This window comes from Nocardiopsis suaedae (genome assembly GCF_027706745.1).
In the GTDB taxonomy this organism is placed as follows: domain Bacteria; phylum Actinomycetota; class Actinomycetes; order Streptosporangiales; family Streptosporangiaceae; genus Nocardiopsis_A; species Nocardiopsis_A suaedae.
Genome location: NZ_JAQFWP010000030.1, coordinates 1 through 26,598, shown reverse-complemented (window position 1 = coordinate 26,598; position 26,598 = coordinate 1). Strand labels below are relative to the sequence as shown.

Below are 26,598 nucleotides of genomic sequence, written 5' to 3'. Positions count from 1 at the left end.
CACCTCGGGGGCCGCTGCACAGCGGCCCCCGCTCGAATCGCGGAAGTAGGACAGCATGACGCGCGACTCGAAGCGCACCCGGCAGCCGAACATGGCGTCTTCGATCTATGAGGGGACCGATGGCTACTGGCACGGCCGCGTGACGGTCGGGATCAAGGACGATGGCAAGCCGGACCGCCGCCACGTCTCCCGGAAGACGAAGGCGGCCGTCACCCAAGCCGTGCGGAAGCTCGAACGGGAGCGGGACAACGGCACCCTGCGGAAGGCCGGAGAGCGCTGGCGAGTGAAGGACTGGCTCACTCACTGGCTGGAGCACATCGCCAAACCGTCGGTAGGGGAGAACACCTACAGCGGTTACCGAGTGGACGTGAACGTCCACCTGATCCCCGGCGTCGGGGCGCACTGGCTCGACAAGCTCAAGCCGGAGCATCTGGAGGGGTTCTACGGCAAGATGCGCGACAAGGGCAGCAAGCCCGCGACGGTTCATCACGCCCACCGCACGATCCGGGCGGCGCTCAACGAGGCGCTCCGGCGGGGCGTGATCACCCGCAACCCCGCGCTGCTGGCCAAGGCGCCGAAGGTGGTGGAAGAGGAAGTCGAGCCGTATTCCATCGACCAGGTCCGCGGGCTGCTCCGGCTCGTTGCCGAACGGCGGAACGGCGCGCGCTGGGCTCTGGCCCTGGCTCTCGGACTCCGACAGGGCGAGACGCTGGGGCTGAAGTGGAGGGACCTGGACCTTGACGCCCGAACGCTCCGGGTGCGGCGCCACCTGCTCCGGCCGAAGTACAAGCACGGGTGCGCCAACCCCTGCGGCCGCAAGCCCGGGTTCTGCCCCGATCGGGTCCGGGCGAACCCGCTGACCAAGGACACCAAGTCCGCCGCGGGGCGCCGCCCGGTCGGTCTGCCGGCGCCTGTGGCCGACCTTCTCCAGGAGCACAGGCGCCTACAGGAGAAGGAGCGTGAACAGGCCGGACACCTGTGGGAACGCGGCGACTGGGTCTTCACAGACGTGTTCGGGCACCCGGTGAGCCCGAACACCGACTTCCGGGAGTGGAAGGCGCTGTTGAAGGAGGCAGGGCTTCGGGAAGCGCGGCTTCACGACGCCCGGCACACGGCCGCGACCGTGCTGCTCATCCTCGAGGTCCCGGACCGGGCCGTCATGGGCCTCATGGGGTGGTCCTCCGGCTCGATGCTCAAGCGCTACCAGCACCTGGTCGACCAAGTCCGGAGCGACGTCGCGGACCGCGTCGGCGGGCTCATCTGGGAGCGGCCAGAGCGGGCCGACAACGGCGCCGAAGAGGCGAACTGAGACTAAAACTGAGACGAGAAACGAACGAGGCCCCGACCGCGCACCCGGTCGGGGCCTTCGTTCTGCCTCATAGAGGCTGGCGGAGGATACGAGATTCGAACTCGTGAGGGGTTGCCCCCAACACGCTTTCCAAGCGTGCGCCCTAGGCCTCTAGGCGAATCCTCCGAGAACAACTCTACATGCCGTGGGGGAGTGCTTCGAACGGATTCCCGTGGCCCTCCGGTGTGCCTGGGGGCCGGGAGGAGCCGTTCCGGCCGCATGTCGACCAGACGACACGGAGACAAGGCGCCCCGGCCGCTCAGCGGCACGCCGACCGGTGCGCCGCGCCGGGGCGGGGGCGCGGCGGTCATCGCCGAGGGCGAACGGAGCCGCCCCCGCGCGCCCGTGCGGTTCGGTCCCGGCGTCCTATACAGTGGGGGGCAGACCCCTCGTGCGGCGTCACCTTATGAACCTCCCCAGGGCCGGAAGGCAGCAAGGATAAGTAAGCTCTGGCGGGTGCGCGAGGGGTCCTTTGTGTTTCCCTCCCCCTCTCACCGGCCCGCAGTCCCCGGCGGTCCCGGCCCGGTTCGGCGAACGCGGCGCGTCCCGTCGGCGGGAGGCGGTTGAATGGGGGGCGTGGATGCGACCGAGGGAGCCGTGAACACGCCGTGAGCATCGCGCTGTACCGCAAGTACCGGCCCGCGACGTTCGGGGAAGTGCGCGGGCAGGAGCACGTGACCGACCCGCTGCGCCAAGCGCTGCGCAACGGCCGGATCAACCACGCCTACCTGTTCAGCGGCCCGCGCGGCTGCGGCAAGACCTCCAGCGCGCGGATCCTGGCGCGCTCGCTCAACTGCGACCAGGGGCCCACCCCCGACCCGTGCGGGGAGTGCGAGGCCTGCGTCGCCCTGGCGCCCGACGGCCCCGGCAGCATCGACGTCATCGAGATCGACGCGGCGTCGCACGGCGGTGTGGACGACGCGCGCGACCTGCGGGAGCGGGCGTTCTTCGCGCCCGTCAACTCGCGTTACAAGGTCTACATCATCGACGAGGCGCACATGGTGACCCGCGAAGGGTTCAACGCGCTGCTCAAACTCGTCGAGGAGCCGCCGCCGCACCTGAAGTTCGTCTTCGCGACCACCGAGCCGGACAAGGTCATCGGCACCATCCGCTCGCGCACCCACCACTACCCCTTCCGGCTGATCCCGCCGAGCACGCTGCGCGAGCTGATGGAGGAGATCCTCACCGAGGAGGGGGTGTCCTTCGACCAGGCGGCACTGCCGCTGGTGGTGCGCGCCGGCGCCGGGTCGGCCCGCGACTCGCTGTCCATCCTCGACCAGCTCCTCGCCGGGTCCGGGGAGGACGGCATCACCCGCGACGGCGCGGTCGCGCTGCTCGGCTACACCGACTCCTCGCTGCTCGCCGAGATGGTCGACGCGCTGGGCGACCGGGACGGCGCGGCGGCGTTCTCCCTGATCGACCGGGTCGCCGAAGGCGGCCACGACCCCCGCCGGTTCACCGCCGACCTGCTGGAGCGGGTGCGCGACCTGGTGGTGCTCGCGGCCGTGCCCGACGCCCTGGACAAGGGGCTGATCAACGTCTCCCCGGACGCGGTGGAGAAGATGCGCGAGCAGGCGTCCCGGTTGGGGCCGGCCGAGCTGACCCGCGCCGCCGAGGTGCTGAACCAGGGGCTGACCGAGATGCGCGGGGCGACCTCGCCCCGACTGCAGCTGGAGCTGACGTGCGCGCGCGTGCTCCTGCCCGGCGCGGCGTCGCCGGGCGACGCGGGCGCCTTGGCGGCGCGGCTGGAGCAGCTGGAGCGCAGGGTGGCGTCGGCGCCGGTGAACCCGGCGCCCGCGCCGTCGGCGCAGGCCCCCCAGGCCCCCCAGGCCCCGCCGCCCGCGGCGTCCCCGGCGCCTGCGGCCTCTTCGGCGCCTGCGCCCGCCCCTGCACCCTCCGAACCCGTTCGGGAGCCCGACGCCTCGCCCTCCGCCCCCGCGGCCTCCCCTCCGGCGGCGCCTGCACCGGCGCCGCAGGCGGCCGCGGCGGACGACGACTGGCCGGAGGCCGTCCGCCCCGGTGAGGGCGCGGCCCGCCAGGAGGCGGCGCCGCAGGCACCGCCCGCCCCGGCACCGCAGCCCGCCCCGGCCGGGCCGACCGCGCCCCCGGCCCCGTCGGCACCGTCGTCGGCGCAGGGGGGCGGCCCAGTCGACGTGGGCACGCTCCAGGCGTCCTGGGGCCGGGTCATGGAGGCCGTCAAGAGCCTGCGCCGGTTCACCTGGATGGTGCTGAGCGGCAGCGACGTCCGCCCGGTCGGCGTCGAGGGGAACATGGTCCAGCTCGGGTTCTCCCGGCCGAACGACGCCAAGGGCTTCTCCAACAGCGGCAGCGACGCGGTCGTGTCCAAGGCGATCCAGCAGGTGCTGGGCGCCGAGGTGCGGGTGGTCGCGGTGACCGGCAACGCCCCGCAGGGCGGGGCCGCCCCGGCGCCGCCCGGGCCCCTGCCCCCGGCAGGTGGGCCCAACGGGTCCGGCGCACCCGGCGCACCCGGCGCACCCGGCGGCCCCGCCGGACCGGCAAGCCCAGGAGGCGCCGGCGGTACGGGGGCGCCGGGCGGATCGGGGGACCGGCCCTCCGGGCCCGGGAACGGTCTGGGCCCCGAGTCGGGCACCGGCGGGGGAGCGGCACCGGGGCCGGCCCCGGCGGCGCAGCAGGCCCGCCGGATCGCCACGGGGCTGGAGGAGCCGCCACCGGACCCCTATGAGGACGCGGCCGCGGCCCCGCCCCCGGACACGGCGGGCGCCCCGGGCCGTGCCCCCGCCCCCGCCCCCGAGCCGCAGGAGCCGGACGAGCCCGACCCGGAGAACGACCTGGACGACGACGGCGGGCCTCCGCCGTCGGCGCTGTCCCTGATCGAGTCCGAACTCGGCGGCAAGGTGATCGACGAGATCGACCACAACACGGGCTGACCGCCGCCGGGAGGACGGACGGCCGCCGCGGCGGTGCTCGCGGGCGGCGTTGGTCCTGAGGGTGCCCCCCCGGTGCGGATCCCCGTTGATCTCGGGAAAAACGACGCTACGAGCACGGTTTTAGCGTCGTTTTTCCCCGAGATCAACGATGGAGGGGCGGGGCGCTGGGACCGGGCCTATTCCTGGTCCCATCCGGGGCCGTCCGGGGTGTCCAGCCACACCCGGTGGCCGCCGTCCGCGGCGACCGTCAGGCCGTACCGCTCCGGCGCGGGACCGCCCAGGGCGCGCCACTCCTCACGGGCGTCCTCCACCTCGTCCCACAGCGACCGCGGCCCCGCCTGCTCGACCCGCCACGCCGTCCCCGACGGGACCACCCGGGCCCACGACTCCCCGTCCGACGAGACCAACCACAGTTGCCGCCCCGCGCCTCCCGGCACCGCGCGCAGCCCCATCCGCCACCGCCGGACCGCCGCCGTCACCCCGAACGCCGACGGGAACCGGGTCAGCGGCGCGACGGGGTCGGGGCCGTGCAGCAGCCGCGTCTCGTCCGGCTCGGCCTCCGGCGGCGGCGCCGCGGCGGGCGGCGGCCGCTGGGACAGCAGCGGCATGAACCCCAGCCCTCCCAGGAACGGCCCGCTCGCCGACCCGTCCCCGTGCACCGTCAGCCGGGCGAGCACCCCGGCCCCCTCCATCGCCGTCCACGGCAGCACCACCAGACCGCCCTTGACGGTCTGGCGGATCCACGCCCGCGGCACCCGGGTGGCGGCGCAGGTCGCGATCACCCGGTCGTACGGGGCGCCCTCCGGGTACCCGGACTCCCCGTCGTCCCGCACGGTCCGCGGCGTCCGGCCCGCGCGCACCAGCGCCGCCCGCGCCCCCTCCAGCACCTCCGGGTCGATCTCCACGCTCACCACCCGGTCGTCGCCGAGCCGGGCCGCCAGCAGGGCGGCGTTCCAGCCGGTCCCGGTCCCCACCTCCAGCACCCGGTGCCCGTCCTGCAGGCGGGCGGCCTCCAGCATCCGGGCCACGATGCCCGGCGCCGAACAGGACGAGGTGGGCACCCCCTCCGGCCGCCGCGGGTCGCCGTCGTCGACCTGCACCACGATCGGCTCGTCCGCGTAGGCGGCGTCCAGCCACCGCTCGGGCGCCCGGTCGGCGTCCAGCGGGCTCCCGGAGGCGGTGGCCGCCCCGTGCAGGGGGACGAAGAAGTGCCGGGGGACCGCGCGGAAGGCCGCGGCCAGCCGTCGGTCGCCGAGCGCGCCGGACGCGGTGAGGGAGTCGATGAGCGCACGGTGGCGCCGTGCGGCGCTGGGCATCGCGTGTCGCCCCCGGTGGTGCGTGTCGCAGGGGCGGCCGTCGGCCGCCGGTGTCATGGTCCCCGGCGCGGGCGCGCCGGTAAACCCGCGGCGGTTAGTCTCGGCAGAGTCGGCAAGCGATCCGAGGGGAAGTGGCCCAGTGAACCCTGGCGGCGGAATGGACATGCAGGCGCTGCTGCAGCAGGCCCAGCAGATGCAGCAGCAGCTCATGGAGGCCCAGCAGGAGCTGGACGAGTCCCGTGTCGAGGGGACCTCCGGCGGCGGGCTGGTGACGGTGGTGGTCAACGGGCGCGGCACCGTCGAGGACGTCACGATCGACCCGAAGGCGGTGGACCCCGAGGAGCCCGCCGAGAGCGCGCAGACCATCGCCGACCTGGTGCTGGCGGCGGTGCGCGACGCCGAGTCGGCGGTCGAGCGGCTCCAGCAGGAGAAGATGGGCCCACTGAACGACGCCCTGGGCGGGATGCCCGGCGCCGGCGGCGGCATGCCGGGCCTGCCCGGCATGTAGGCCCGGCCCGGCGGACGGGCGGGCGGTCCCGGCGAAGGCGGGGACGCCCGCCGCCACCGTGCGCGGGCGGCGGCCGTGCCGCCCGTACCGGCGGCACGGCGGCCCGGGCCGGGCACCGGCGGCCGCCCCGTGTTCCGGGGCGCCCGGGACCGATCGGCACGCGTCCTCGGCTACGGTGGGAGGGCGAAAGCTGCGACACCTTGGGTAGGCGATGTACGAAGGCGCGGTCCAGAACCTGATCGACGAGCTCGGGCGGCTTCCCGGCGTCGGTCCCAAAAGCGCGCAGCGCATCGCCTTCCATCTGCTCGCCGCCGAGCAGGCCGACGTCAAGCGCCTGGTCGACGCCCTCGTCGAGGTCAAGGACCGGGTCCGCTTCTGCGAGGAGTGCGGCAACGTCTCCGAGGAGGAGCGCTGCCGGATCTGCCGCGACCCGCGCCGGGACGAGGCGGTCATCTGCGTGGTCGAGGAGTCCAAGGACGTCGTGGCCATCGAGCGCACCCGCGAGTTCCGCGGCCGCTACCACGTGCTGGGCGGCGCGATCAGCCCCATCGAGGGCGTGGGCCCCGACGACCTGCGGGTCAAGGAGCTGATGGCGCGGCTGTCGGACGGCCGGGTCACCGAGCTGATCCTGGCCACCGACCCCAACCTGGAGGGGGAGGCGACGGCGACCTACCTCGCCCGCCTCGTCAAACCCATGGGCCTGAAAGTCACCCGCCTGGCCAGCGGGCTGCCGGTCGGCGGCGACCTGGAGTACGCCGACGAGGTGACGCTCGGCCGGGCCTTCGAGGGCCGCAGAAGCCTGGAGTTCTAGATCACATCCGGGCGCGGAGCCCCGGCGTAAGGCCCGGTCCCGCGGTGCGCCGCCGGAGCGGGCGCGGCCCGCTCGCCGATGAGCGCGAGTAACGTCCCCCATTCCGGGTAAGCCCAGCCCTCGGTGCCTTTCTGCCCAGGTGGGAGGGTATCTCCCTGAAAACCGCTCGCTACACTCCATATCTGATCACCGTGAATCCCAATCCTCAGGAGCGCCGACCGTGGCATTGATCGTGCAGAAGTACGGTGGCTCCTCCGTCGCCGACGCGGAGGCCATCAAGCGGGTAGCCCAGCGGATCGTCGCTCAGAAAAAGGCGGGATACGACGTGGTCGTCGTGGTCTCGGCCATGGGCGACACCACCGACGAGCTCCTCGACCTGGCCGAGCAGGTGTCCCCGCTGCCCCCCGGGCGCGAGATGGACATGCTGCTGACCGCCGGCGAGCGCATGTCGATGGCGCTGGTCGCCATGGCCATCGGGAACCTCGGCTACGAGGCCCGTTCGTTCACCGGATCGCAGGCCGGGGTCATCACCACGTCCCTGCACGGCAACGCCAAGATCATCGACGTCACCCCCGGCCGCATCCGCGAGGCCCTGGACGAGGGCTCGATCTGCATCGTGGCCGGCTTCCAGGGCGTGTCGCAGGACAGCAAGGACATCACCACGCTGGGCCGCGGCGGCTCCGACACCACCGCGGTGGCGCTGGCCGCCGCCCTGGACGCCGACGCCTGCGAGATCTACAGCGACGTGGACGGCGTCTTCACCGCCGACCCGCGCATCGTGCCCTCGGCGCAGCGCATCCCCAAGATCTCCTACGAGGAGATGCTGGAGATGGCCGCCAGCGGCACCAAGATCCTGCACCTGCGGTGCGTGGAGTACGCCCGGCGGTACAACATCCCGCTGCACGTGCGCTCGTCGTTCAGCCAGAAGCCCGGAACCTGGGTCGTCTCCGAAGTCGAGGAAAGCGAAGGCATGGAACAACCGATCATCTCCGGCGTCGCGCACGACCGCAGCGAGGCCAAGATCACCGTGGTGGGGGTGCCCGACCGCGTCGGTGAGGCCGCCGCCATCTTCAATGTGCTGGCCGAGGCCGAGGTCAACATCGACATGATCGTGCAGAACGTGTCGGCGGCCTCCACGTCGCGCACCGACATCTCCTTCACCGTCCCCGAGTCCTCGGGCCAGACCGCCATGGCGGTGCTGAAGAAGATCCAGGACAAGGTGGGCTTCGAGGCGCTGCGCTACGACGACAAGATCGGCAAGGTGTCGCTGATCGGCGCCGGCATGCGCTCCTACCCCGGCGTCACCTCGCGCTTCTTCGACGCGATCGCCGGGTCGGGCACCAACATCGAGATGATCTCCACCTCGGAGATCCGCATCTCCGTCATCGTGGCCGAGGACCAGGTCGACTCGGCCGTGGCGGCCGCGCACACCGAGTTCCAGCTCGACGCCGCCCAGGTCGAGGCCGTCGTCTATGGAGGTACCGGCCGATGAGCAACCGTCTCCCCACCCTCGCCGTCGTCGGCGCCACCGGCGCCGTGGGCACCGTGATGCTCGACATCCTCTCCACCCGGGAGAACGTCTGGGGCGAGATCCGCCTGGTCGCCTCCCCCCGTTCGGCGGGCAAGCGCCTGACCGTGCGCGGCGAGGAGGTCGAGGTCCAGGCGCTGGCGCCGGAGGTCTTCGACGGCGTGGACGTCGCCATGTTCGACGTGCCCGACGAGGTCTCCAAGGAGTGGGCGCCGATCGCCGCCGAGCGCGGCGCGGTGGCCGTGGACAACTCCGGCGCCTTCCGGATGGACCCGGACGTGCCGCTGGTGGTGCCCGAGGTCAACGCCGAGAAGGTGGCCGACCGCCCGCGCGGCATCATCGCCAACCCGAACTGCACGACCCTGTCGATGATCGTGGCCATCGGCGCGCTGCACCGCGCCTACCGCGCCACCGACCTGGTCGTCGCCTCCTACCAGGCCGCCTCCGGCGCCGGGCAGGAGGGCATCGACACCCTGCGCGACCAGGTCGCGGCGGCGGCCGCCGACCGCACCCTGGGCGAGCGGGCGGGCGACGTGCGCTCGGCCGTCGGGGAGCTGGGCCCGTTCCCGGCCCCGCTGGCGATGAACGTGGTGCCGTGGGCCGGGTCGCTCAAGGAGGACGGCTACTCCTCCGAGGAGCTGAAGGTCCGCAACGAGTCCCGCAAGATCCTGGACCACCCCGACCTGAAGGTCGCGGCGACCTGCGTGCGCGTGCCCGTGGTCACCACGCACGCCCTGTCCGTGCACGCCACCTTCGACCAGGAGGTGGACGCCGCCAAGGCACGCGAGCTCTTGGCGTCGGCCCCCGGCGTGGTGGTGCAGGACGACCCGGCCGCCGGCGAGTTCCCGACCCCGGCCGACGTGGTGGGCACCGACCCGACGTGGGTGGGGCGCATCCGCCGCTCCATCGACGACCCGCGCTCGCTGGACCTGTTCCTGTGCGGGGACAACCTGCGCAAGGGCGCCGCGCTGAACACGGCGCAGATCGCGGAGGTCGTCGCCAAGGAGTTCACCGAGGGCTGATCCCCCTCCGGCCGGACCGGGCACCGGTCCGGCCGGGACCAGGGCACCGTGCGCCCGGGCCGCGTCCCGCGCGGGCCGGGCGCACGCCTCTTCCGCGGCCTTTCCGGTGCCGGCGCCCCCTCAAGGGCGCCCCCTCAGGGGCGGCGCCAGCGCGGCCGCGTCAGGCCCAGCCGGTACACCAGGCGGCACTGGTCGACCGACCCGACCAGGTCGGACGTCTCCACCGGGCGCCCCTGGCTGTAGTGGGTGCGCTCGACCACCAGCATCGGCCGCCCCGGCGGCAGGCGCAGCGACGCCGCCTCGGGCGCCCGCAGCGGGCGCACCCCCACCTCCTCGACCACCCGGTCCACCCCGACGCCGACCCCGGCCAGCCGTTCGAGCACGCCCGCCTCCGGGGCGTCGACCGGGCTGCGCAGCGTGCCCCTGGTGAGCGCGGTGGGCTCCCAGGCGGTGTGCACCGCCACCGGCTCGCCCTCGGCCGTGCCGACGGTGCGGGTGCGGAAGACGGCGGCGCCCTCCTGCAGCACCAGGCGCCGGGCCAGGCCGCCGGACGCCCTCTCGGTGGCGACGTCGTACTCGGAGGTGTGCAGCGGCCCCACCCCGGCCCCGGAGAAGCGGTCGGTGCGCGGGAAGCGGTGCACGTCCGGCGGGGTCCGCACGAAGTAGCCCGCCCCGGGCCGCGCCTCCACCAGCCCCTCGTTGACCAGCAGGCGCAGGGCGTGCCGGGACACCTGCTCGCTCACGTCGTAGGCGCGGGCGAGGCGGGACCGGGAGGGCAGCCGGTCGCCGGGGGCCAGCTCCCCGGACAGGATCGGCCGCCGCAGCAGCTCGGCCATCCACACGTAGCGCGGTTGCGGCTCCACGGCTACGCGGTCCCTGGTACGGGCCCTCCCGGCACCCCGGCGAGGCTTCTCAGCGCGAAGTCGAGCTCGGCGGCCATGTGCCGGATGCGCTCCTCCACGACGAAGGACCCGTGCCCGGCGTCGAACCGGTACACCTCGTGCGGCTTGCCCAGCTCGCGCAGGCGGCCCACGTAGTTCTCGATCTGCCGGATGGGGCAGCGCGGGTCGTTCTCCCCGGCGAGGACGAGGACCGGGGCCTTCACGTCGGCGGCGTAGGTGAGCGGCGAGGACGCCGCGTACCGCTCGGGGACCTCCTCCGGGGAGCCGCCGAACATGGACCGGTCGAAGGCGCGCAGCGCCTCCATCTCGTCGGCGTAGGCGGCCGGGTAGTCGGCGATCGGCACCGCGGCGATGCCCAGCGACCAGTCGTCGGGGCGCACGCCCAGCCCGAGCAGGGTCAGGTAGCCGCCCCAGGAGGCGCCCTCCAGCACCAGCCGGGCCGGGTCGGCCAGCCCGGAGGCCACCGCCCAGTCGCGCACGGCGGTGATGTCCTCCAGCTCGGTGAGGCCGACGCGGCGCTCGATGGCGTTGCGCCAGGCGCTGCCGTACCCGGTGGAGCCGCGGTAGTTGACCCGGACGACGGCGAACCCGTGGTCGACCCAGGCGGCGACGTCGGAGAAGAAGGCGTCGGTGTCCTGGGCCTCGGGGCCGCCGTGCACCAGGAAGACGGTGGGGTAGGGGGCGGTTCCGGCCTCGGGCTCGGACACCAGGGCGTGCACGGCGCCGCCGGGCCCCTCCACGTCGACGTCGCGCACCGGCACCGACGGCGGCGCGGTGGCCCCGGGCGGGGTGAGCACGGTCTCGCCGCGGGTGTTGCGGATCACCGGCGGGAGCTGGGAGCTGGACCAGGAGTACTCCACGGTGCCGTCGGGGCGCGCCGTGGCGGCGCCGACCAGGCCCGGGGGCGTGTCCAGCGGCTCGGTGCGCCCGCCGTCGGGGGTGTGCAGGTGCAGGCGGGACCGGGCGCGGTGCTCCTGGACGATGAGCAGCTGCTTGCCGTCGGGGGTCCAGTCGGCGGAGAGGTCGCCGGGCAGGCCGTCGAGGCGCACCTCCTGCTCCTCGCCGGTGACGGGGTCCCACAGCAGGGGCTCGGCGCGGCCGCGCCGCTCGTGCACGACCAGCAGGGTGCGGCCGCCGGGGGAGAAGTGGCCGGGGTACAGCGCGAGCCCGGGGCCGTCCCACAGGTCGCCGACGGCCTCGGCCCGCGGCGGGGAGTCCGCCTCCGCGCCGTGCAGGCGGTAGACGCGCACGGCGGTGTGGCGGGAGTCGCCGTGCTCGCTGTGCGCGATGGCGAACAGGGTGCCGTCGTCGGAGCGGGAGGCGAGGTAGCCCTCCTGGCGGTGGACGTACAGCTCGGCCGGGGGCTGCCCGGGGCGGCACAGGTGGACGCTGAAGCCCTCGTCGGTGGAGCGCCCGACGAGCGCGGTGCCGTCGGCGCCCAGCGCCAGCCCGGCCGAGTAGGACGGCGGCAGGCCGGGCGCGGCCTCGGTGTCCGGCCCCCCGGCGAAGGGGCGGCGCCGCCAGACGCCGAACTCGTCCCCGTCGGTGTCGTCGAACCACCACACCCAGGCCCCGGTGGGGTCGAGGGCGCCGAGCTCGGTCCCCTGGCCGCGCGCGGTGGCCTGGCGGTGCTCGCCGGTGGTGCGGTCCCAGGTGTACAGCTCCCACGTCCCGCTGGAGTTGCTGCGGTAGAGGGAACGGTCAGGGGCCTCACGGGCCCAGGAAGGAAGACTGATCCTGCCGGCTCGGAACCGGTCCTGCCAACGCTCGCCCATGATCCTTAGTAAAGCAGTGGACTTGCGCCGATTGGAGGCGAATCCGCGAGTCGACTTGGCCACTCTAGGACGAATCGTCACGTCGGTGCGGGGACGGTGGGAAAAGGGGTGGCGGGAGGGGTGCGCCCGGTCCACGATGGGGCCGGGTCCAGGCGAGAGGTGTGAGGCGGGAGCGATGGCGGAGCAGCGGGACGCCACGGGAGACACGGTCACGCGCGGGTCGCTGGCGGAGGCGTCCGCCCGGGGCGAGCGGCTGAGGTTCCTCTTCTTCTGGGGGCACGCCCCCGCGCGCGACGGCTCGATCGGCAAGGGGTGCCTGAGCCAGTGGTGGCCGGCCGGGTTCGACGTGGACGGCGAGCACTACGCGACGGCCGAGCACTGGATGATGGCGGGCAAGGCGCGCCTGTTCGGCGACGACCGGGCCGCCGCCCGCGTCCTGGAGGCGGGCACCCCGGGCGGGGCGAAGCACGTCGGGCGCGAGGTGTCCGGCTTCGACGAGGACGTGTGGCGGGCACACCGCTTCGACCTCGTCGTGCGCGGCTCGGTCGAGAAGTTCCGCCAGAACCCCGGCCTGGGCGGCTTCCTTCTGGGCACCGGCGAGCGGATCCTCGTGGAGGCGAGCCCCAGGGACCGCATCTGGGGGATCGGCCTGGCCGAAAGCGATGAACGCGCCCTCGACCCCGGCCGGTGGAAGGGCGAGAACCTGCTCGGCTTCGCCCTCATGCGCGCCCGGAGCCTGCTGGCCGCGGAGCGCTGACGGCGCGGTGCGGCCCCCTGCGGTCCGCGCCGCGCCGGCCACGGGCCAGGCGCAGCACCGCGGGCGCCAGCCCGTGGGCGGCCGCCGCGGTGGCCGGGAACAGGGGCAGGGCCCACGCCGCGGCCCCCTCGGCCGGGGGCACCCCGGCCTCCTTCAGGCGGCGGTGGGCCCACACGGCGAAGGGGGCGACCACGAGCGGGGCCGTCACCACCCCGGGCGTGTAGGTGCGCAGCGCCGCCGACGCCGCCACGTGGGTGAGGGCGTGCGGGCCGAACCCGGCCAAGGCGGTCCGGTAGAAGGCGCTGCGGCCGCCGGTGCGGGCGCCGTCGGCGGAGGCCGCGGGCATGACCGCCCCCATGACCGCGAGCGCCCCGGCGGTGTGGTCCCGGTCGAGGGTGAGCCGGTCCCACACCCGCTCCGGCACCCAGGGCAGGGCGGCGGTGAGCCGGGGGCGGGCGCGCCGCGCCCAGCCGGGCAGGGTGGCCGGCTCCTCGGCGTCGTGCAGGGCCCAGCCGACGAACAGGCCCCAGGCGGCCCCTGCGGGCACCGGGCGGCGCGGATGGGCGTCCATGCGGGTCCTTCCATGTCCGTGCACGGGCGCGGGTAGCCTTCGGCGGATGAGAGTAGCCATCATCGGACTCGGCGACATCGCCCGAAAGGCGTACCTGCCGACCCTGGCCGTCCGCCCCGGCGTGGAGCCGGTGCTCATGACCCGTTCGCCGGAGCGGCTGGCCGAGACCGCGGCCGCCTACCGCGTCCCCGACCGGGACTGCTTCACCGACCTGGGCGCCCTGCTGCGCCGGCCGCCCGAGGCGGCGTTCGTGCACGCCGCGACCGGCGCCCACGCCGAGCTGCTGGAGACGCTCATCGACGCGGGCGTCCCCACCTATGTGGACAAGCCGCTCGCCCCCGAGCTGGAGGCCGCCGAGCGGATCGTCGCCCGCGCCGAGCGCGCCGGGGTGGGGCTGATGGTGGGCTTCAACCGCCGCTACGCGCCCGGGTACGCCGCCGCCCGGGAGCGCCCGCGCGACCTGGTCATCCTGCAGAAGAACCAGCAGGACCGCCCGGACGCCCCGCGCCGGGTGGTCTTCGACGACTTCATCCACGTCGTCGACACGCTGCGCTTCCTCGCCCCCGGCGGCGCCGAGGCCCTGGAGGCCGCCGACGTGTCGGTCGACGCCCGGGTGCGCGGCGGCTCGCTGGAGCACGTGGTGCTGCGCCTGGCCGGGCGCGGCTGGACGGCCATCGGCGCCATGAACCGCGTCTCCGGTGCCAAGGAGGAGCGGCTGGAGGTGTCCGGGGACGGCGGCAAGCTCACCGTCGTCGGCCTGGGCGAGACGGTCGAGCACGCCGGGGCGCTGCGCACCGAGCGGCGGGGCGACTGGACGCCGGTGGCGCGCCAGCGCGGCATCGAGCAGATCTGCACGGCCTTCCTGGAGGCGGTGGCCGCGGGCGCCCCGCTGGACGCGCGGGACGCCCTGCGCACGCACGAGCTGTGCGAGCGGATCGTCACGCAGGCGGAGGGTCGCCGTCCAGGCGGCGCATGAGCACCCCGTCGGCCAGCATCAGGCGGCGCACCAGCGCCTCGTCGTAGTCGGCGAGCCCGGCGTCGTTGAGCACCCGCATGTGGGCGGGGTGGGGCAGCACGTCGCGCGGGTGCACCTGGCCCACGCCCCCCGCCTCGCCCGGGTCGAAGCCCTCGGGCACCGGGTAGGGCTGCAGGGCGCGGAAGACGTGCAGGTGCCGGTGGTCGCCGGTGCCGCCGTCGCCGCCCCGGACCTCGTAGAGCCCGGTGGGGGCGAGTGGGCCCGTCCGCAGTCCGGCGCCCTCCTCGGCGGCGCGCCGGGCGGCCTGCTCGGCGCTCTCCCCGGGGGCGGTGCGGCCGCCGGGCAGGGTCCAGTGCCCGGCCTGCGGTCCGCTGGCGCACAGCACGAAGGTGAGGGTCCAGTCCGGTCCGGGAACGATGGCGGCGGCCTCCACGGCCGGGGCGGCCGGTCCGGGTGGGGGGAAGACGGTCGGCATGGTCCGGTCTCTCCTGGTCGGCATGGTGTGCTGCGGGGGCGCGGCCACGCGTCCACCCCGCCGCTGACCACCATCGCGCATCCGCGGCCCCCGCGCCACCTGTTGCGCGGGACCGGGGGCGCACGGTGGCGGCCCCGCCCGCATCGAGCGGGGCCGGGGCGTGTGCGGCGCGGGGGCGGGCGCGGCCCCCGTCGGCGCGTGGGGGAGGGCCCGGCGCCGGGCGCGGCCGGGCGCCCGTATCGGGTGTTTCACGTGGAACCGGGCCCACGCTCCATGCACCAGGTGGTCGGGGCGCCGCCGGGGAGGTCGACCTCGGCCGTCACCTCGAAGCCCAGACGGCGGTAGATGCGGACGTTGTCGGCGGTGGCGGTCTCCAGGAAGACCGGCGCTCCCGCGGCGTCGGCGGCGTGGAGGCCGGGCTCGACGACGGCGCGCCCCAGCCCCTCGCCCTGGCGGTCCCGGCGCACCCCGACCGTGGCGAGGAACCAGCACGGGCGGTGCGGCCGGTGCGCTTCGAGCAGCGCGTCGGCCCGGCCCACCTCGGGCAGCCGGTCGCCGTAGAGCGCGGCCAGCTCGGGGGAGGTGAACAGGTCCGCCGGGATCTCGGTGTCGGGGACGGTCCACACCGAGGCGGCCGCGTGGTCCGCGGTGGTCCACACCCGGCCGTAGGGCAGGCCGATGCGCTCGGCGAAGTAGAGCTGCAGGGCGCGCAGGCGTTCGGCGTACCCGTCGGCGGGGACCGCCCACCGGGTCCACGGGTAGTCGGCGAACGCGTCGGCCAGGGTGTCGGCGATGGCCGGGAGGTCGGCCTCGGTCGCGGGGCGGACCGGGGCGGCGCCCGTGGCCGGTGCGGACGGGTCGGTCATGTCGTGGGGTGCTTCCGGGTCGGGGCCGTGGTCGAGGGGGGGACCGCGGAGGGCCCACCCGCCGCCACTGTGCCCCGTTTCCCCGCGGCGGTCGAGGGTTTTTCCTCCCGGCGGCGCGGCGCCCGCCCCGGCGCCCCGCCGCCGTGCACCGGGCCGGCGCGCCCCGGAGACGCCGACGGGGCGCCCCCGCCGGACAGGACCGGCCGGGGCGCCCCGCTGCCGCGGTGTGCGCAGGAGCGTCCGCTACAGGATGATCCGCATCGGGCTCTCCAGGACCTCGGCGAGGTCCTTCAGGAAGGCGGCGCCCACGGCGCCGTCCACCGCCCGGTGGTCCACCGACAGCTCCAGCGCGATGGTGTTGCGCACGGCGACCTCGCCCTCGTGCACCACCGGCGTGGGCTTCATGGCGCCCACCGCCAGGATCGCCGACTCGGGGGTGTTGATCACCGCCGAGAAGCTGTCGATCCCGAACATGCCCAGGTTGCTGACGCTGAACGTGCCGCCGCTCATGTCCTGCGGCTTGAGCTTGCCGTCGCGCGCCTTGCCCGCCAGCTCCCGGGTGCGGGTGGAGATGTCGGAGAGCGTGGCCTTGTCGGTGCCGTGCAGCACCGGGACGACCAGGCCCTCGTCGATCGCCACCGCGACCCCGACGTTGACGCGGTGGTGCTGCAGCAGCCGACCGTCCTCCCAGGAGCGGTTGACCTCCGGGTGGGCGGACAGCGTGGTGGCCGCCGCCTTGACGATCAGGTCGTTGAAGCTGACCTTGACGCCGGTGTCGGCGAGCTGCTCGTTGATCTGGGCGCGGAAGGCCTTCAGCGGCTCGGCGTCGATGGTGCGGCGCAGGTAGAAGTGCGGCGCCTCCTGCTTGCTCTCGGCCATGCGGCGCGCGATGGTCTTGCGCATCTGGCTGACCTTGAGCTCCTCCGACGCGCGCGGGTCCTCGGAACCCGCCTGTGCGGCCGGGGCCGCGGCGGCCGGAGCGGCGGCCGCCGCCTCCGGGGCGCCGGAGGCGGCGCGGTCGCGGGCGGCCTCCACGTCGGCGCGGACGATGCGCCCCTTGGGCCCGCTGCCCTCGATCGCGTCGATGTCCAGGCCGTACTCCTTGGCCAGGCGGCGCGCGAGCGGAGAGGTGCGCGGACGCGCTGGGCCCTCCGCACCGGCGGCGCCCTCCCCGGCGGCCGGGGCCGGCGCGGGCTCGGCCGCCTTCTCCTCGGCCGGGGCGGCCTCGGGCTCGGAGGCGGCGGGGGCCGCGGGGGCGCCGCCGGGCTCGGGGGCCTCGGCGTCCGGCGTCTCGCCGATGAAGCCGATCACGGCGCCGATCGGCACCGTGTCACCGGCCGACACGAACTGTTTGACGAGGTAGCCGTCCTCGTAGGCCTCGTACTCCATGACGGCCTTGTCGGTCTCGATCTCCACCAGCACATCGCCGGAGGCGACCTTGTCGCCGACGTTCTTGGCCCAGGAGCTGATGACGCCTTCCTCCATGGTGTCGGAGAGGCGCGGCATGTAGATCTCGGACATCAGTGCTTTCCCCTCAACCCACGCGCCGGCCGACGGCGTCCAGGGTCTCCTTGACGGCGGTGGTGATCGACTCGACCGACGGCAGGGCGGCGGTCTCCAGCGGCTTGGCGTAGGGCATGGGGACCTCCGCCATGGCGACGCGGCGCACCGGGGCGTCCAGGTAGTCGAACGCCCCCTCCTGGATGGAGGCCGCGATCTCGGCGCCGATGCCGTAGGTGAGCCAGTCGTCCTCGCAGATGACCGCGCAGCTGGTCTTGCGGACCGACTCGACCACGGTCTCCCGGTCCAGCGGGCGCAGGCTGCGCAGGTCCACCACCTCGACGCTGATGCCCTGCTCGGCCAGCCGCTCGGCGACCTGCCCGGCCACCATGGCCATGCGGGAGTAGCCGATGAGGGTGATGTCGGTGCCCTCGCGGGTGACCTTGGCCCTGCCGATCTCGGCGACGCTCTCGTCGCCCTCGGGCACCTCGCCCTTGGTGTTGTACAGGCCGAGGTTCTCCAGGAACAGCACCGGGTCGTCGTCGCGGACCGCGGCGCGGAACATGGAGGCCGCGTCGGCCGGGGTGCTGGGGGCCAGCACCTTCAGGCCGGGGACGAAGGAGTAGTACAGCTCGATGTTCTGCGAGTGCGTCGCCCCGAGCTGCTGGCCGCCGCCCCCGGGGGTGCGGATGACCATCGGCACGGGGGTCTGGCCGCCGAACATGCCGTAGACCTTGGCGGCGTGGTTCACGATCTGGTCGATCGCGATGAGGGAGAAGTTGATCGTCATGAGCTCGACGACCGGGCGCAGCCCCAGCATCGCCGAGCCCACGGCGGCGCCGACGAAGCCCTCCTCGGCGATGGGGGTGTCCCGGACGCGCTTCTCGCCGAACTCCTTGAGCAGCCCCTCGGTGATCTTGTAGGACCCCTCGAAGACGCCGATCTCCTCGCCCATGACGAAGACGTTCTCGTCGCGGAGCATCTCGGCGCGCAGGGTGTCGCGCAGGGCCTGGCGGTAGGTGATGACGGACATGTCCCGCTCTCCTTACTTCTACTCGGCGAAGACCGGGTCGGCGGGCATGCGGCGCGACTCGTTCGCCACGGGGGTGGCGTAGGTGTAGTCGAACAGCGTCGACACGTCGGGGTGCGGGCTGTTCTCGGCGAAGTCGGCGGCGTCGGCCACCTCCTCCTTGACGGACGCGGCGATCTCCTCGCGCAGCTCGTCGGTGAGCACGCCGGCGTCGCTGAGCTGCTTGGCGAAGATGGCGACCGGGTCGTTCTGCTCGTCCTTGGCCTCGGCCGCCTGCTCCTCGGTGCGGTACTTGGCCGGGTCGACGACGGAGTGGCCCTTCATCCGGTAGCTGGTGGCCTCCAGCAGGAAGGGGCGCTGCTCGGAGCGGGCGCGTTCGACCAGGTCGGCGGCGGCGTCGCGGACCTCCAGCACGTTGCGCCCGTCGACCTTGACGCCCTCGATGCGGAAGGCGGAGCCGCGCTTGTGCAGCTCGGGCTCGGCCGAGGACATGTCGACGGTGGTGCCCATGCCGGTGAAGTTGTTGATCACCACGAAGACGATGGGCAGGTTCCACAGGGCGGCGATGTTGAGGGACTCGTGCCAGGCGCCGATGTTGGTGGTGCCGTCGCCCATCTGGCACATGACGACCTCGTCGCCGCCGCGGTAGGACACGGCCAGGGCGGCACCGGTGGCCAGGGGGAGCTGGCCGCCGACGATGCCGTACCCGCCGAGCATGCGGACCTCGGTGTCGTACATGTGCATGGACCCGCCCCAGCCCTTGGACACGCCGGTGGAGCGGCCGTAGAGCTCGGCCATGACGCGGCGGGGGCTCATGCCCTTGCCGATCGCGTAGCCGTGGTCGCGGTAGTTGGTGAAGAGGTAGTCCTCGTCCTTGAGGGCCGTCATCAGGCCCACGACGGTGGCCTCCTCACCGAGGTTGAGGTGGCAGTAGCCGCCGATGCGGGCCTGCGTGTAGGCCTGGGCGGTGCGCTCCTCGAACCGGCGGACCAGCAGCATCTGCCGGTAGTAGTCGAGCAGGACCTTGGGCTGCTCGTCGGCGATCTTCTGCGCGGCGCCGGACCGGTTGCGCCTGCGGCCGCCCGAGTTCCTGGCGGTGCCGCCGCCCTTCGGCTTGGCCGTGTCAGCCATGGTGGTGCCTTTCTACGTGCGGGATCGGCCCTCCCGGGACCGATGGGCCGCGAGGGACCGGTGCCCGTGGCCCGCTGTGCGGCGGGTCCGGGGCGGGGGAGCGCGCAGCCGGGCTCAACGGCGCGGCGCTCGGTGGCTGTGGAGTTGTTCGTGTGCGAAGAACTCTCTTGTGCTCGTTTCCCCACGGGTCGGCGGCCATTCCTGCAGGGGCGTTCGCCCTGAAGGGAACCGCCGGGCGGGTGGCGAGCCCTGCGCGTGTGACGTGCGTCGCGGACACTCTACGGATTGATCGATGATCGATCAATCCGACTCTAGAGGAAATCCCGGGCGAAACCGGCCCCCGCCCCCGGGGCGGGCCGGCGGTCCCGGGCGGTCTGGGACGGTCAGTTCCCCGCGTCGCGGGACTTCATGGCGGCGTCGACGTAATTGTGAACGTGCTCACTCAGCATCCGCCCCACGTCCGGATCCCGCTCCACGAACGCCCGGGTGATGCGCGCGTGGTCGGCCGCCTTGGCGTGCAGCTCCATGTCCAGCCAGCGCACCGACAGCCGGGTCCACACCTCCACGCCCAGCGACTCCCAGGTGTGCAGCAGCACGTCGTTGCGGGCGGCCAGGACGATCCGGCGGTGGAACTCCACACTGTGCCGGATCTGCTCCTCCACGTCGCCCTCCTCGGTGGCGCGGCGCAGCCGCTCCACCTCGTCCCGGAGCGGCGCGGGGTCCTCGGCCAGCCGGTCCGCGGCGAGTTCGGCCGCGACGCGTTCGAGACCGGCCCGGACGGGATAGATCTCCGCCATGTCCGCCACACCGAACTCGCGAACCCGCGCCCCCTTGTTCGGGACCGAGTCGATCAGCCGAAGCGTCTCCAGCTCGCGCAGCGCCTCCCGCACGGGGGCCTGGCTGACGTTGAGCTCTGCGGCGATCCGGCGTTCGACGATGCGCTCGCCGGGCTTCCACCTCCCCGAGAGCAGACCCTCCACCAGAACGCGGCGGATCTGCTCGCGGAGGGGGTTGCGGGCCACCCGTGCGGCGTCGTCGGGCGTGGCGGGCATCAACGGCCTTTCTGGTCGGGGGCGCCGCTGCCGCGGCGGTCCCGGTCGTAGGGGAGCGCTTGCACCTTAGCCGCCCGGAACGGGCCGCCTCCGGCGGAAATATCGGACGACCGATACCTCGGATGTGCTAACGGAACGCTCACGGTCGGGGCGCGTGCGGGTGAACTTCGCCCCGAACTCCGCTGACCGGACGGCAAAGTGCGAGGTAGGACGATCGTAGCCACCGGGGCGCCGCGCCCCTTGACGGAGTGGAGCGCTATGCTCTCCTGTCGGAAATGTTCGATCAAAACCGGGTAACGTGGAGCGCGGGACCCCTCCCGGTGACCGGCCGTCCCCGCGCACGAGCGGATCCGCCTCCTTCCCGCTCCGCCCCCGCGGCCCCGGACCCGCGGCGGTTCCGCAGTCCGGAACCGGGTGCTCTGACCTCGCGCCCGAGAGACGTTCCCCATTCCCCGTACGAGTCCGAGCGGCGAGCCCGTCCCCCGAAGCACACCCGTGCCGCAGGCCAGCCCACGAAACGTGAGACAGCACTGAGCACACATGATGCCTACATCGCGGACAAGGTCGAAGCCGTCGCGACGCGCGGGGCCGACACCGGCGCCACCCCATAGACAGCGTCGCGCCCTGGACACGGTGCCGCGCCTGACCGCCAAGGCGGCGCGCGGCGCCAAGGACGGCCGTGTCACCTGGCCCAGTGTGAGCGAGATCGCATGGGGGATCGCCTCTGACAAGATCGCGATCGCGATGGCCGTGCTGCTCATCACGATGACGATGCTCTCGGCCGGCCCGTTGCACCCTATCGACAATCTGATCAACAACGCACCTCGGCCGTACTGGGACGAGATCCGCGAGTTCCTGATCCTGTGGCCCGACACGGTCGCCTCGCGGTTCGTCGCCATCCCCGTGCTGGCGGCCACCGCGCTCCAGCTCGCCTACCGGCACCGCTCCTGGCGGCCGATCATCCTCGGAGCCGTCGGCGTCGTCGGCATGATGAGCCTGGTCGCGGCGATGAAGCTGTTCTTCTCGCGCAACCACCCCCGCACCTACGACCCGTCGTTCTTCGGCGACTCCGGGGGCGTGTCCTTCCCCTCCGGCCACGGGGCCAACGCCATCCTCATCTACGGCCTGGTGCTGTTCCTGATCATCCGCTACCAGGCGGCGCGCCCGCACATCATCCGCCGCCTGGGGTTCTGCATCGTCGGCATCGCGCTGCTGCAGTCCTTCGTCTCGGCCTACCTGCACTTCCACTGGTTCACCGACCTGGCGACGGGCATGATCGCCGGCGGGCTGTCGCTGCGGATCGTGATGTGCCTGGACGCGATGATCCCCGGCGGACGGACCACCATGTGGTGGCCCTGGTACGGCGGCAGCTTCTGGAGCGGGGACGAGTCGGACCGGCCGCCGTCCGACGAGCGGGAGCCGCGCGCGGCGTGACCGGGCCGCCCCGGCCCCCGGACGTCGGTAGTCTCCGGCGGGGACCGGACGCACCGGGGGAAACAGGGGAGAGTGGCACATGGCCGTGGAACTGAGCTTCGAGCGCGATCCGGCGATCCTCGACCGGCTGGCGGAGGAGCTGTGCGCCGCCGCCGGGGTGGAGCCGCCCGAGCCCGGGGAGGGCGGGGAGGACGACGACCTCGGTGTGCTCGGGGCGGTCGTCGCCCGCGGCCCGGAAGGACTGGAGGGGTGGGCGGTGCTGCTCGCCCCCGACGACCCGGACGACGAGGGGCCGCACCTGCAGTGGGCGCTGGCCGCCATGGAGGCCGAGGGGCTCAAGGGCGGCGCCGAGCCCGTGCGCGACACCACCGACGCCGAGTTCGCGCTGGTGGAGCGGATCGTCCGGGAGGCCGCGGCGCGCGCGGCGGAGCTGGGGCACGACGCGCTGCTCTGGTCGCCGACCCACCGCGAGACCGACGCCCGCCTGGCCGAGCGGCTCGGCGCCGAGGTCGAGCGCGAGGAGGGCCGCACCTGGGGCGCGGGCGCCGAGTGGCGGCGCCCGCCCGGCCTGCCGCCGGTGCGGGTGCGCACGATGCCGACGGAGCCCGACGACGCGCTGCTCGACACCTACGTCGAGCTGTACCGGGCGTTCGGGGCCGACAACGACTTCGGCGAGGACTGGGACCGCGAGGAGGTGCGGGAGTGGCTGGACAACAGCCACCTCGGCCCGGACCTGCTCGTGGGCGAGGCCACCTTCGACCTGATGCCCGAGGACGGCGACGGCGTCCCTTCGGCCCAGTTCACGGTGGTGGTCGACGGGATGGGCACGGCGTCGGCGGGCCTGGTGGTGCACCGCGGCCCCGAGCCGGAGGCGCTGGCCGGGGCGCTGGCCGAGGCCGTCGAGGGCCTGCGCGGCGCCGAGGGGGTGCGCGAGTTCCACCTCCAGGAGTTCGACGACGAGACCGTCGCGGAGGCGGCGGACCGCGCGGGCCTGGAGGTCATCGACCGGTGGCCGGTCTACATCCTGGAGCTCGACGAGCTCGACTGACGCGAGGGGGCGCCGGGCCGCGTGCGGCCCGGCGCCCCTTTCGCCGTTCGGTTCAGCTCTCCTTGCGCTCCTTGTACTCCTCGGCGAGGAGGCCGAGGACCACCTCGTCGAGGAACTCGCCCATCACCCAGGCCGAAGAGCGCGTCCGCCCCTCGCGGACGAAGCCGTTGCGCTCGGCGGCGTGCAGCATGGCGAAGTTGTCCGCCAGCGTCTCGATCTGCAGCCGCTTGAGGCCGCGCACGGTGAAGCCGTAGTGGCACAGGGCCGCGACCACGTCGGTGCCATAGCCCTTCCCGCGGTGGCCGGGCCGCAGGCCGAGTCCGACGTGCGCGGACCGGTGGTGGGGGTCGATGCCCGCGAGAACCGCGGTCCCGATGAGTGTTCCGCCTTCCAGCTCCACCACGGAGAACTGCACGGTCTGCCGGTTGGAGTCGTCGACGACGAGCCGCGGGTCCTTGGTCCCGGGCGTGAGCGGCCTCCAGGGCTGCCCGTCGGCCCGGGAGCCGTTGACGACGTCGTCGTAGAGCTCGGCGAGCAGCACGGGAATGTCCTCGTCGTGCCGCGCCCGGAGCCCGACCTTGGTTCCTTTGAGCATTGGAGTGTTCTATCGGGTCGGACACACGGACAACAAGCGGAAAAACCGGAATCCATGTCCGAATGTGGACAAGCGGCGGCAAGCGGCGGCACCGGGTCCGGGTCGGCAGCCCTCCCGGCGGCGCCGCCTCTCTCCGGCGGTCGGCCGCCGTCCCCCGGCGGCCCGCGACGGCCCGCGGTTCGCCCTCGACGACCCACCGCCCGCCGTCGACGGCCCGCCGACCGGCCGGGGCGGCGGACCCCGGCCGGTCCCTGGCTGGTCCCCGACCGGACCGGTCAGCAGAAGTCGCGGGCGATGAAGCTCTCCATCTCGTCGTTGCGCCAGAGCGATGGGATCCGCTGATGCGGTGCGACGCAGCCGAGGAAGCCGGTGGTGTTGTCGTTGTCGTACATCACGATGTAGAGGTCGGAGGCGTTGTCGACGCTGCTGATCTCGTTGTCGCCGTTCCACCAGTCGATGTCGTAGGGGCCGCCGGCGCGGACGTCGATGTACCGGCTCCCCTGGTAGTGGGCGTCCTCCCACATGCAGACGTGGCCCGCCCGGCAGTAGCCGTCGGCCATTGCGGGGGTGGAAGCGGTGACAGGGAGCGCGGTGGCGGCGGCCGCCAGGACCGCGCCGACCCGGATGGCCGTGTGCACGTGACCCTCCTCGCGGGGCGGCCCGGCCGTTCCGAGCCCACCCCGATCGGTGATGTTCCCGGCACACTCCGTGCCCAACCCGCCCCGTCCGTGCGCACGGAGACCGGAGCCGGTCGCTCTCCGGCCCCGGGCGGACGCGCCCGCGCGGCGCCGTACCCGCTGCCCCCGCACCACCGCAGCCGGACGGAACCCGCGTCACCGCGCCGGAGGCGCCCCGCCCGTGCGGCACCGCGCCAGATGCGCCCGCGCGGCACCGCAGCTGGGCGGGCGCGCCCTGCGGAGTGGGACCTCTCCCGCCCGGTAGGCGCCTTAGACCGTGCGGGCCACGGCGGAGCCGAAGCCGAGCCAGGTGTGGCGGTTGCCCCACCAGCACCAGCCGACCTTGGGGGCGTCGCGGCGCTCCTTGCCGTCCCTCCCGGTCCCGTTGCTGATCCAGATGGCGGGCGTGCGGGAGTCGAACCTCCCGTTCTCCTTGCGGAGACGGGACCCGATGGTCATGAAGCAGAGGTTGCGGTCCAGGGCCTCGGGCTGCTGAAGCACCCAGTGCACGCCCTCGGTGAGCAGGAGCGGGGAGCGGCCCTCCCGCTCGAGCTCGGGCAGGGCCTCCTCGGGGCTCCAGTCGGACATGCGGTCGCCGCGGTCCACGCCGGTGAGCAGGTACAGCGGGGCATCGGGCAGGTCGATCCCGACAGGGGCGAAGCGGTCGACGTCGGTCATGTCGGTGACGATGAATCCGGGTTTGCCACCGCGCCGGAGCAGCGGCGCGAGCGCCGATGCGGGGGCCCGGTCCGGGTGGACGGCGAGCAGGGCGCCGCCGTTCCCGGCGGCGTCTCCGGCGGCCTTGCCGGTGAACGCGCGCACGTCGTCGGCGGTGATCCCCGCCCGGTCGTGCACCCCCAGCGCGATCAGGCGCTCCGCCTGGTCACCGAGGGAGGGCAGCGGAGGCAGGGGAGCGGTGGTCGGTTCAGCGGTCACAGAACTCCTCGTTCTCGCGGTCGGGGGGTTCCCGGGTGCCCGCGCAGGCGAGCAGACCGGCACGCACCGGTCCCGGCGGGCGCGACCCCGCCCCCGCCGCTCCGGTCGCGCAGCGCTCAACGGATTCCGCCCCGCCGGTGTTCCCGGACGTGCGGGCGGTCGACCCGAATCGGCAACGACGGCAGAACCGGTGCCCCGCTTGTGGGCTCCGGCCGGGTGGCGGGCTGTCGAGTGCCGGGTGGAGGGCGCCAACGACGCGGGTCGGCGGCCCTGCATGCTGTTCTGTCGGCTGCCGGGTGTGTGCGTGGTCCCGGTGGTGGGCGGCGATGGCGGAAGCGGGGCGGTTCCCTGGGCCTGCTTGCCGTCGGGCGGGTTCCTCGCGGTCCGGGTGGGCGGCGGCGGGGCGCCCGGGGGGCATAATCCGGGCATACCGGGCGGGGGTGGGAGGGGGTGGCGGTCGTGTGTGGCGGATGCGCCACCCGATCCGCGGGCGGGTGTACTTTTCGCTGCGCGGGATGCTCTGAGGGGGTTCGTGGCGCCCGAGAGGCGGGTTCCGGTTCGCCGGGATGCGGCCGGTTGCCCGGTTTCGGGGGTGGTCTCAACCAACGTGCACCCCTCGACGGAGAACCTCCCGCATGGTGAGACGCAGGGGTCGGGGTTCGTGCTCTCCGACGCCCGGGCCCGCCGCCGCCGGGCCCGCCCCGTACCCGGCACCGCCGTGACCTGGGCGAACACTCCGTGTTAAGGGGTGGGAGGGGCGCGGAGCGCGCTCAGCGACACCCGCGGGGGCTCCGGGCGTGCGAAGCCGACGATTCCAGAACACGTTCTGGGAACGGAATGCCCGGTTCATGCCTGCATGTGGCGTTCGCCTCGGGTGTTGGAGCAGGTTCAGCGGCACCTGGGCGCCCCCGCCGGGCGCCCGGGGTTCACTCGGGGCCGATATCGGCTACCCGCAGTGACAGTGGGGGCGGTAAGCGGTCCGGGTGTGCCGTTTGGGGCTCTTTCGGAGGCAGAACGTGTTCTGGGATCGCGATGACCGCGCACCCCTGCTGCCCGTGCCGCCGCCCCGGGCGTCGATCAGGGCGGGGGAGGAGCCTCCATGGCTCGGGAGCCGGGCGAACCGGACACCGGGCGGGTAGGGGCCGGGCCGGAACCCGCCTTCCGGGCGCAACAGGCGGCCCGGGGCCGTCCTGCGTGGCGGTTCCGCCACACGATCGCCTTCGGCGATGGTCCTTTCGCCGCGCAGGGCCGCCGGGGCCCCGTCCGCGTGCCCGGGATGGCCGGGGTGTGAAGGTCCTTCCGGGGGCGGAGGCCCTCGGGGTGGCGGGGGTGGCGGTTCTGCCGCCCGGTCCCTTCTGGGGTGACCATTTCACCGCGCCGGATACCCGTTCCAGTGTTCTGTGTCCGGTATGCCGGTTACGCGCCGCCCGC

General features: G+C 74.0%; 23 protein-coding genes, 1 tRNA gene and 1 other RNA gene. 11 read left to right on the top strand and 14 right to left on the bottom strand.

Features of this window, described 5'->3' with window-relative positions; genetic code table 11:
• The first annotated feature begins 55 nt into the window (after positions 1 to 55).
• A complete protein-coding gene (locus O4U47_RS16590) occupies positions 56 to 1,309 on the top strand; it encodes a tyrosine-type recombinase/integrase (protein ID WP_270678777.1) in 1,254 nt (417 codons plus the stop codon).
• A gap of 77 nt (positions 1,310 to 1,386) precedes the next feature.
• Here the strand turns inward: O4U47_RS16590 and O4U47_RS16585 are convergent.
• Positions 1,387 to 1,474 (bottom strand) — tRNA-Ser (locus O4U47_RS16585).
• A 254-nt stretch (positions 1,475 to 1,728) separates the two neighbouring features.
• Here O4U47_RS16585 and ffs point away from each other — a divergent pair.
• An RNA gene (ffs, locus tag O4U47_RS16580) (signal recognition particle sRNA small type) lies at positions 1,729 to 1,824 on the top strand.
• Between the two features lie 132 nt (positions 1,825 to 1,956).
• Positions 1,957 to 4,257 (top strand): DNA polymerase III subunit gamma and tau, encoded by a 2,301-nt coding sequence (locus O4U47_RS16575; protein ID WP_270678776.1) that lies wholly within the window; start codon positions 1,957 to 1,959, stop codon positions 4,255 to 4,257.
• Between the two features lie 176 nt (positions 4,258 to 4,433).
• Here O4U47_RS16575 and O4U47_RS16570 read toward each other — a convergent pair whose 3' ends face one another.
• Positions 4,434 to 5,573, bottom strand: coding sequence for a methyltransferase domain-containing protein (locus tag O4U47_RS16570; RefSeq protein WP_270678775.1), 1,140 nt, complete (start codon positions 5,571 to 5,573; stop codon positions 4,434 to 4,436).
• Between the two features lie 157 nt (positions 5,574 to 5,730).
• Here O4U47_RS16570 and O4U47_RS16565 point away from each other — a divergent pair, with 157 nt between their 5' ends.
• The 4 genes from O4U47_RS16565 to O4U47_RS16550 all read left to right on the top strand — a co-directional run bounded on the left by O4U47_RS16565 (position 5,731) and on the right by O4U47_RS16550 (position 9,442).
• Entirely contained in the window at positions 5,731 to 6,081 is a 351-nt protein-coding gene (locus O4U47_RS16565) for a YbaB/EbfC family nucleoid-associated protein (RefSeq protein WP_270678774.1), read from the top strand.
• A 211-nt stretch (positions 6,082 to 6,292) separates the two neighbouring features.
• Positions 6,293 to 6,892: a recombination mediator RecR gene (gene recR, locus O4U47_RS16560; protein WP_270678773.1), complete on the top strand. Its 600-nt coding sequence runs from the start codon at positions 6,293 to 6,295 to the stop codon at positions 6,890 to 6,892.
• 220 nt (positions 6,893 to 7,112) lie between these two features.
• A complete protein-coding gene (locus O4U47_RS16555; RefSeq protein ID WP_270678772.1) occupies positions 7,113 to 8,384 on the top strand; it encodes an aspartate kinase in 1,272 nt (423 codons plus the stop codon).
• Positions 8,381 to 9,442, top strand: coding sequence for an aspartate-semialdehyde dehydrogenase (locus O4U47_RS16550; protein ID WP_270678771.1), 1,062 nt, complete (start codon positions 8,381 to 8,383; stop codon positions 9,440 to 9,442). The genes O4U47_RS16555 and O4U47_RS16550 overlap by 4 nt, the downstream gene beginning before the upstream one ends.
• A gap of 134 nt (positions 9,443 to 9,576) precedes the next feature.
• Here the strand turns inward: O4U47_RS16550 and O4U47_RS16545 are convergent, their stop codons facing one another.
• Together O4U47_RS16545 and O4U47_RS16540 are read right to left on the bottom strand one after the other, a co-directional pair.
• A complete protein-coding gene (locus tag O4U47_RS16545; RefSeq protein ID WP_270678770.1) occupies positions 9,577 to 10,305 on the bottom strand; it encodes a GntR family transcriptional regulator in 729 nt (242 codons plus the stop codon).
• Between the two features lie 2 nt (positions 10,306 to 10,307).
• Entirely contained in the window at positions 10,308 to 12,119 is a 1,812-nt protein-coding gene (locus tag O4U47_RS16540; RefSeq protein WP_270678769.1) for a S9 family peptidase, read from the bottom strand.
• Positions 12,120 to 12,294: 175 nt separating this feature from the next.
• On the opposite strand from O4U47_RS16540, the gene O4U47_RS16535 reads away from it, so the two are divergent.
• The gene (locus tag O4U47_RS16535; RefSeq protein WP_270678768.1) at positions 12,295 to 12,876 is read left to right on the top strand and encodes an NADAR family protein; all 582 of its coding nucleotides are present in this window, start codon (positions 12,295 to 12,297) and stop codon (positions 12,874 to 12,876) included.
• On the opposite strand, the gene O4U47_RS16530 is transcribed toward O4U47_RS16535, so the two are convergent.
• Positions 12,839 to 13,447, bottom strand: a complete 609-nt coding sequence (locus tag O4U47_RS16530; protein WP_270678767.1) for an HXXEE domain-containing protein — start codon at positions 13,445 to 13,447, stop codon at positions 12,839 to 12,841. The two genes, O4U47_RS16535 and O4U47_RS16530, sit on opposite strands and share 38 nt — an antisense overlap.
• 46 nt (positions 13,448 to 13,493) lie before the next feature.
• On the opposite strand from O4U47_RS16530, the gene O4U47_RS16525 reads away from it, so the two are divergent.
• The gene (locus tag O4U47_RS16525; RefSeq protein ID WP_270678766.1) at positions 13,494 to 14,423 is read left to right on the top strand and encodes a Gfo/Idh/MocA family protein; all 930 of its coding nucleotides are present in this window, start codon (positions 13,494 to 13,496) and stop codon (positions 14,421 to 14,423) included.
• Here O4U47_RS16525 and O4U47_RS16520 read toward each other — a convergent pair.
• The 6 genes from O4U47_RS16520 to O4U47_RS16495 all read right to left on the bottom strand — a co-directional run bounded on the left by O4U47_RS16520 (position 14,386) and on the right by O4U47_RS16495 (position 20,477).
• Positions 14,386 to 14,898: an NUDIX domain-containing protein gene (locus O4U47_RS16520; RefSeq protein WP_270678765.1), complete on the bottom strand. Its 513-nt coding sequence runs from the start codon at positions 14,896 to 14,898 to the stop codon at positions 14,386 to 14,388. The genes O4U47_RS16525 and O4U47_RS16520 overlap by 38 nt on opposite strands.
• 248 nt (positions 14,899 to 15,146) lie before the next feature.
• A complete protein-coding gene (locus O4U47_RS16515) occupies positions 15,147 to 15,764 on the bottom strand; it encodes a GNAT family N-acetyltransferase (RefSeq protein ID WP_270678764.1) in 618 nt (205 codons plus the stop codon).
• A gap of 243 nt (positions 15,765 to 16,007) precedes the next feature.
• Positions 16,008 to 17,285, bottom strand: coding sequence for a dihydrolipoamide acetyltransferase family protein (locus tag O4U47_RS16510; RefSeq protein ID WP_270678763.1), 1,278 nt, complete (start codon positions 17,283 to 17,285; stop codon positions 16,008 to 16,010).
• A 13-nt stretch (positions 17,286 to 17,298) separates the two neighbouring features.
• The gene (locus O4U47_RS16505; protein WP_270678762.1) at positions 17,299 to 18,297 is read right to left on the bottom strand and encodes an alpha-ketoacid dehydrogenase subunit beta; all 999 of its coding nucleotides are present in this window, start codon (positions 18,295 to 18,297) and stop codon (positions 17,299 to 17,301) included.
• A gap of 18 nt (positions 18,298 to 18,315) precedes the next feature.
• Complete coding sequence (pdhA, locus tag O4U47_RS16500) at positions 18,316 to 19,425, bottom strand: pyruvate dehydrogenase (acetyl-transferring) E1 component subunit alpha (RefSeq protein ID WP_270678761.1); 1,110 nt, start codon at positions 19,423 to 19,425, stop codon at positions 18,316 to 18,318.
• 383 nt (positions 19,426 to 19,808) lie between these two features.
• Complete coding sequence (locus O4U47_RS16495; RefSeq protein ID WP_270678760.1) at positions 19,809 to 20,477, bottom strand: GntR family transcriptional regulator; 669 nt, start codon at positions 20,475 to 20,477, stop codon at positions 19,809 to 19,811.
• A 696-nt stretch (positions 20,478 to 21,173) separates the two neighbouring features.
• Here O4U47_RS16495 and O4U47_RS16490 point away from each other — a divergent pair.
• Together O4U47_RS16490 and O4U47_RS16485 are read left to right on the top strand one after the other, a co-directional pair.
• Complete coding sequence (locus tag O4U47_RS16490) at positions 21,174 to 21,911, top strand: phosphatase PAP2 family protein (RefSeq protein WP_270678819.1); 738 nt, start codon at positions 21,174 to 21,176, stop codon at positions 21,909 to 21,911.
• A 79-nt stretch (positions 21,912 to 21,990) separates the two neighbouring features.
• Positions 21,991 to 22,959, top strand: a complete 969-nt coding sequence (locus O4U47_RS16485) for a hypothetical protein (protein WP_270678759.1) — start codon at positions 21,991 to 21,993, stop codon at positions 22,957 to 22,959.
• Between the two features lie 52 nt (positions 22,960 to 23,011).
• Here the strand turns inward: O4U47_RS16485 and O4U47_RS16480 are convergent, their stop codons facing one another.
• The 3 genes from O4U47_RS16480 to O4U47_RS16470 all read right to left on the bottom strand — a co-directional run bounded on the left by O4U47_RS16480 (position 23,012) and on the right by O4U47_RS16470 (position 25,167).
• The gene (locus O4U47_RS16480) at positions 23,012 to 23,554 is read right to left on the bottom strand and encodes a GNAT family N-acetyltransferase (protein ID WP_270678758.1); all 543 of its coding nucleotides are present in this window, start codon (positions 23,552 to 23,554) and stop codon (positions 23,012 to 23,014) included.
• 275 nt (positions 23,555 to 23,829) lie between these two features.
• Complete coding sequence (locus O4U47_RS16475) at positions 23,830 to 24,192, bottom strand: peptidase inhibitor family I36 protein (RefSeq protein WP_270678757.1); 363 nt, start codon at positions 24,190 to 24,192, stop codon at positions 23,830 to 23,832.
• 309 nt (positions 24,193 to 24,501) lie between these two features.
• On the bottom strand, positions 24,502 to 25,167 hold the full coding sequence (locus O4U47_RS16470) for a DUF5701 family protein (protein WP_270678756.1): 666 nt from the start codon (positions 25,165 to 25,167) through the stop codon (positions 24,502 to 24,504).
• Positions 25,168 to 26,598: the final 1,431 nt, after the last annotated feature.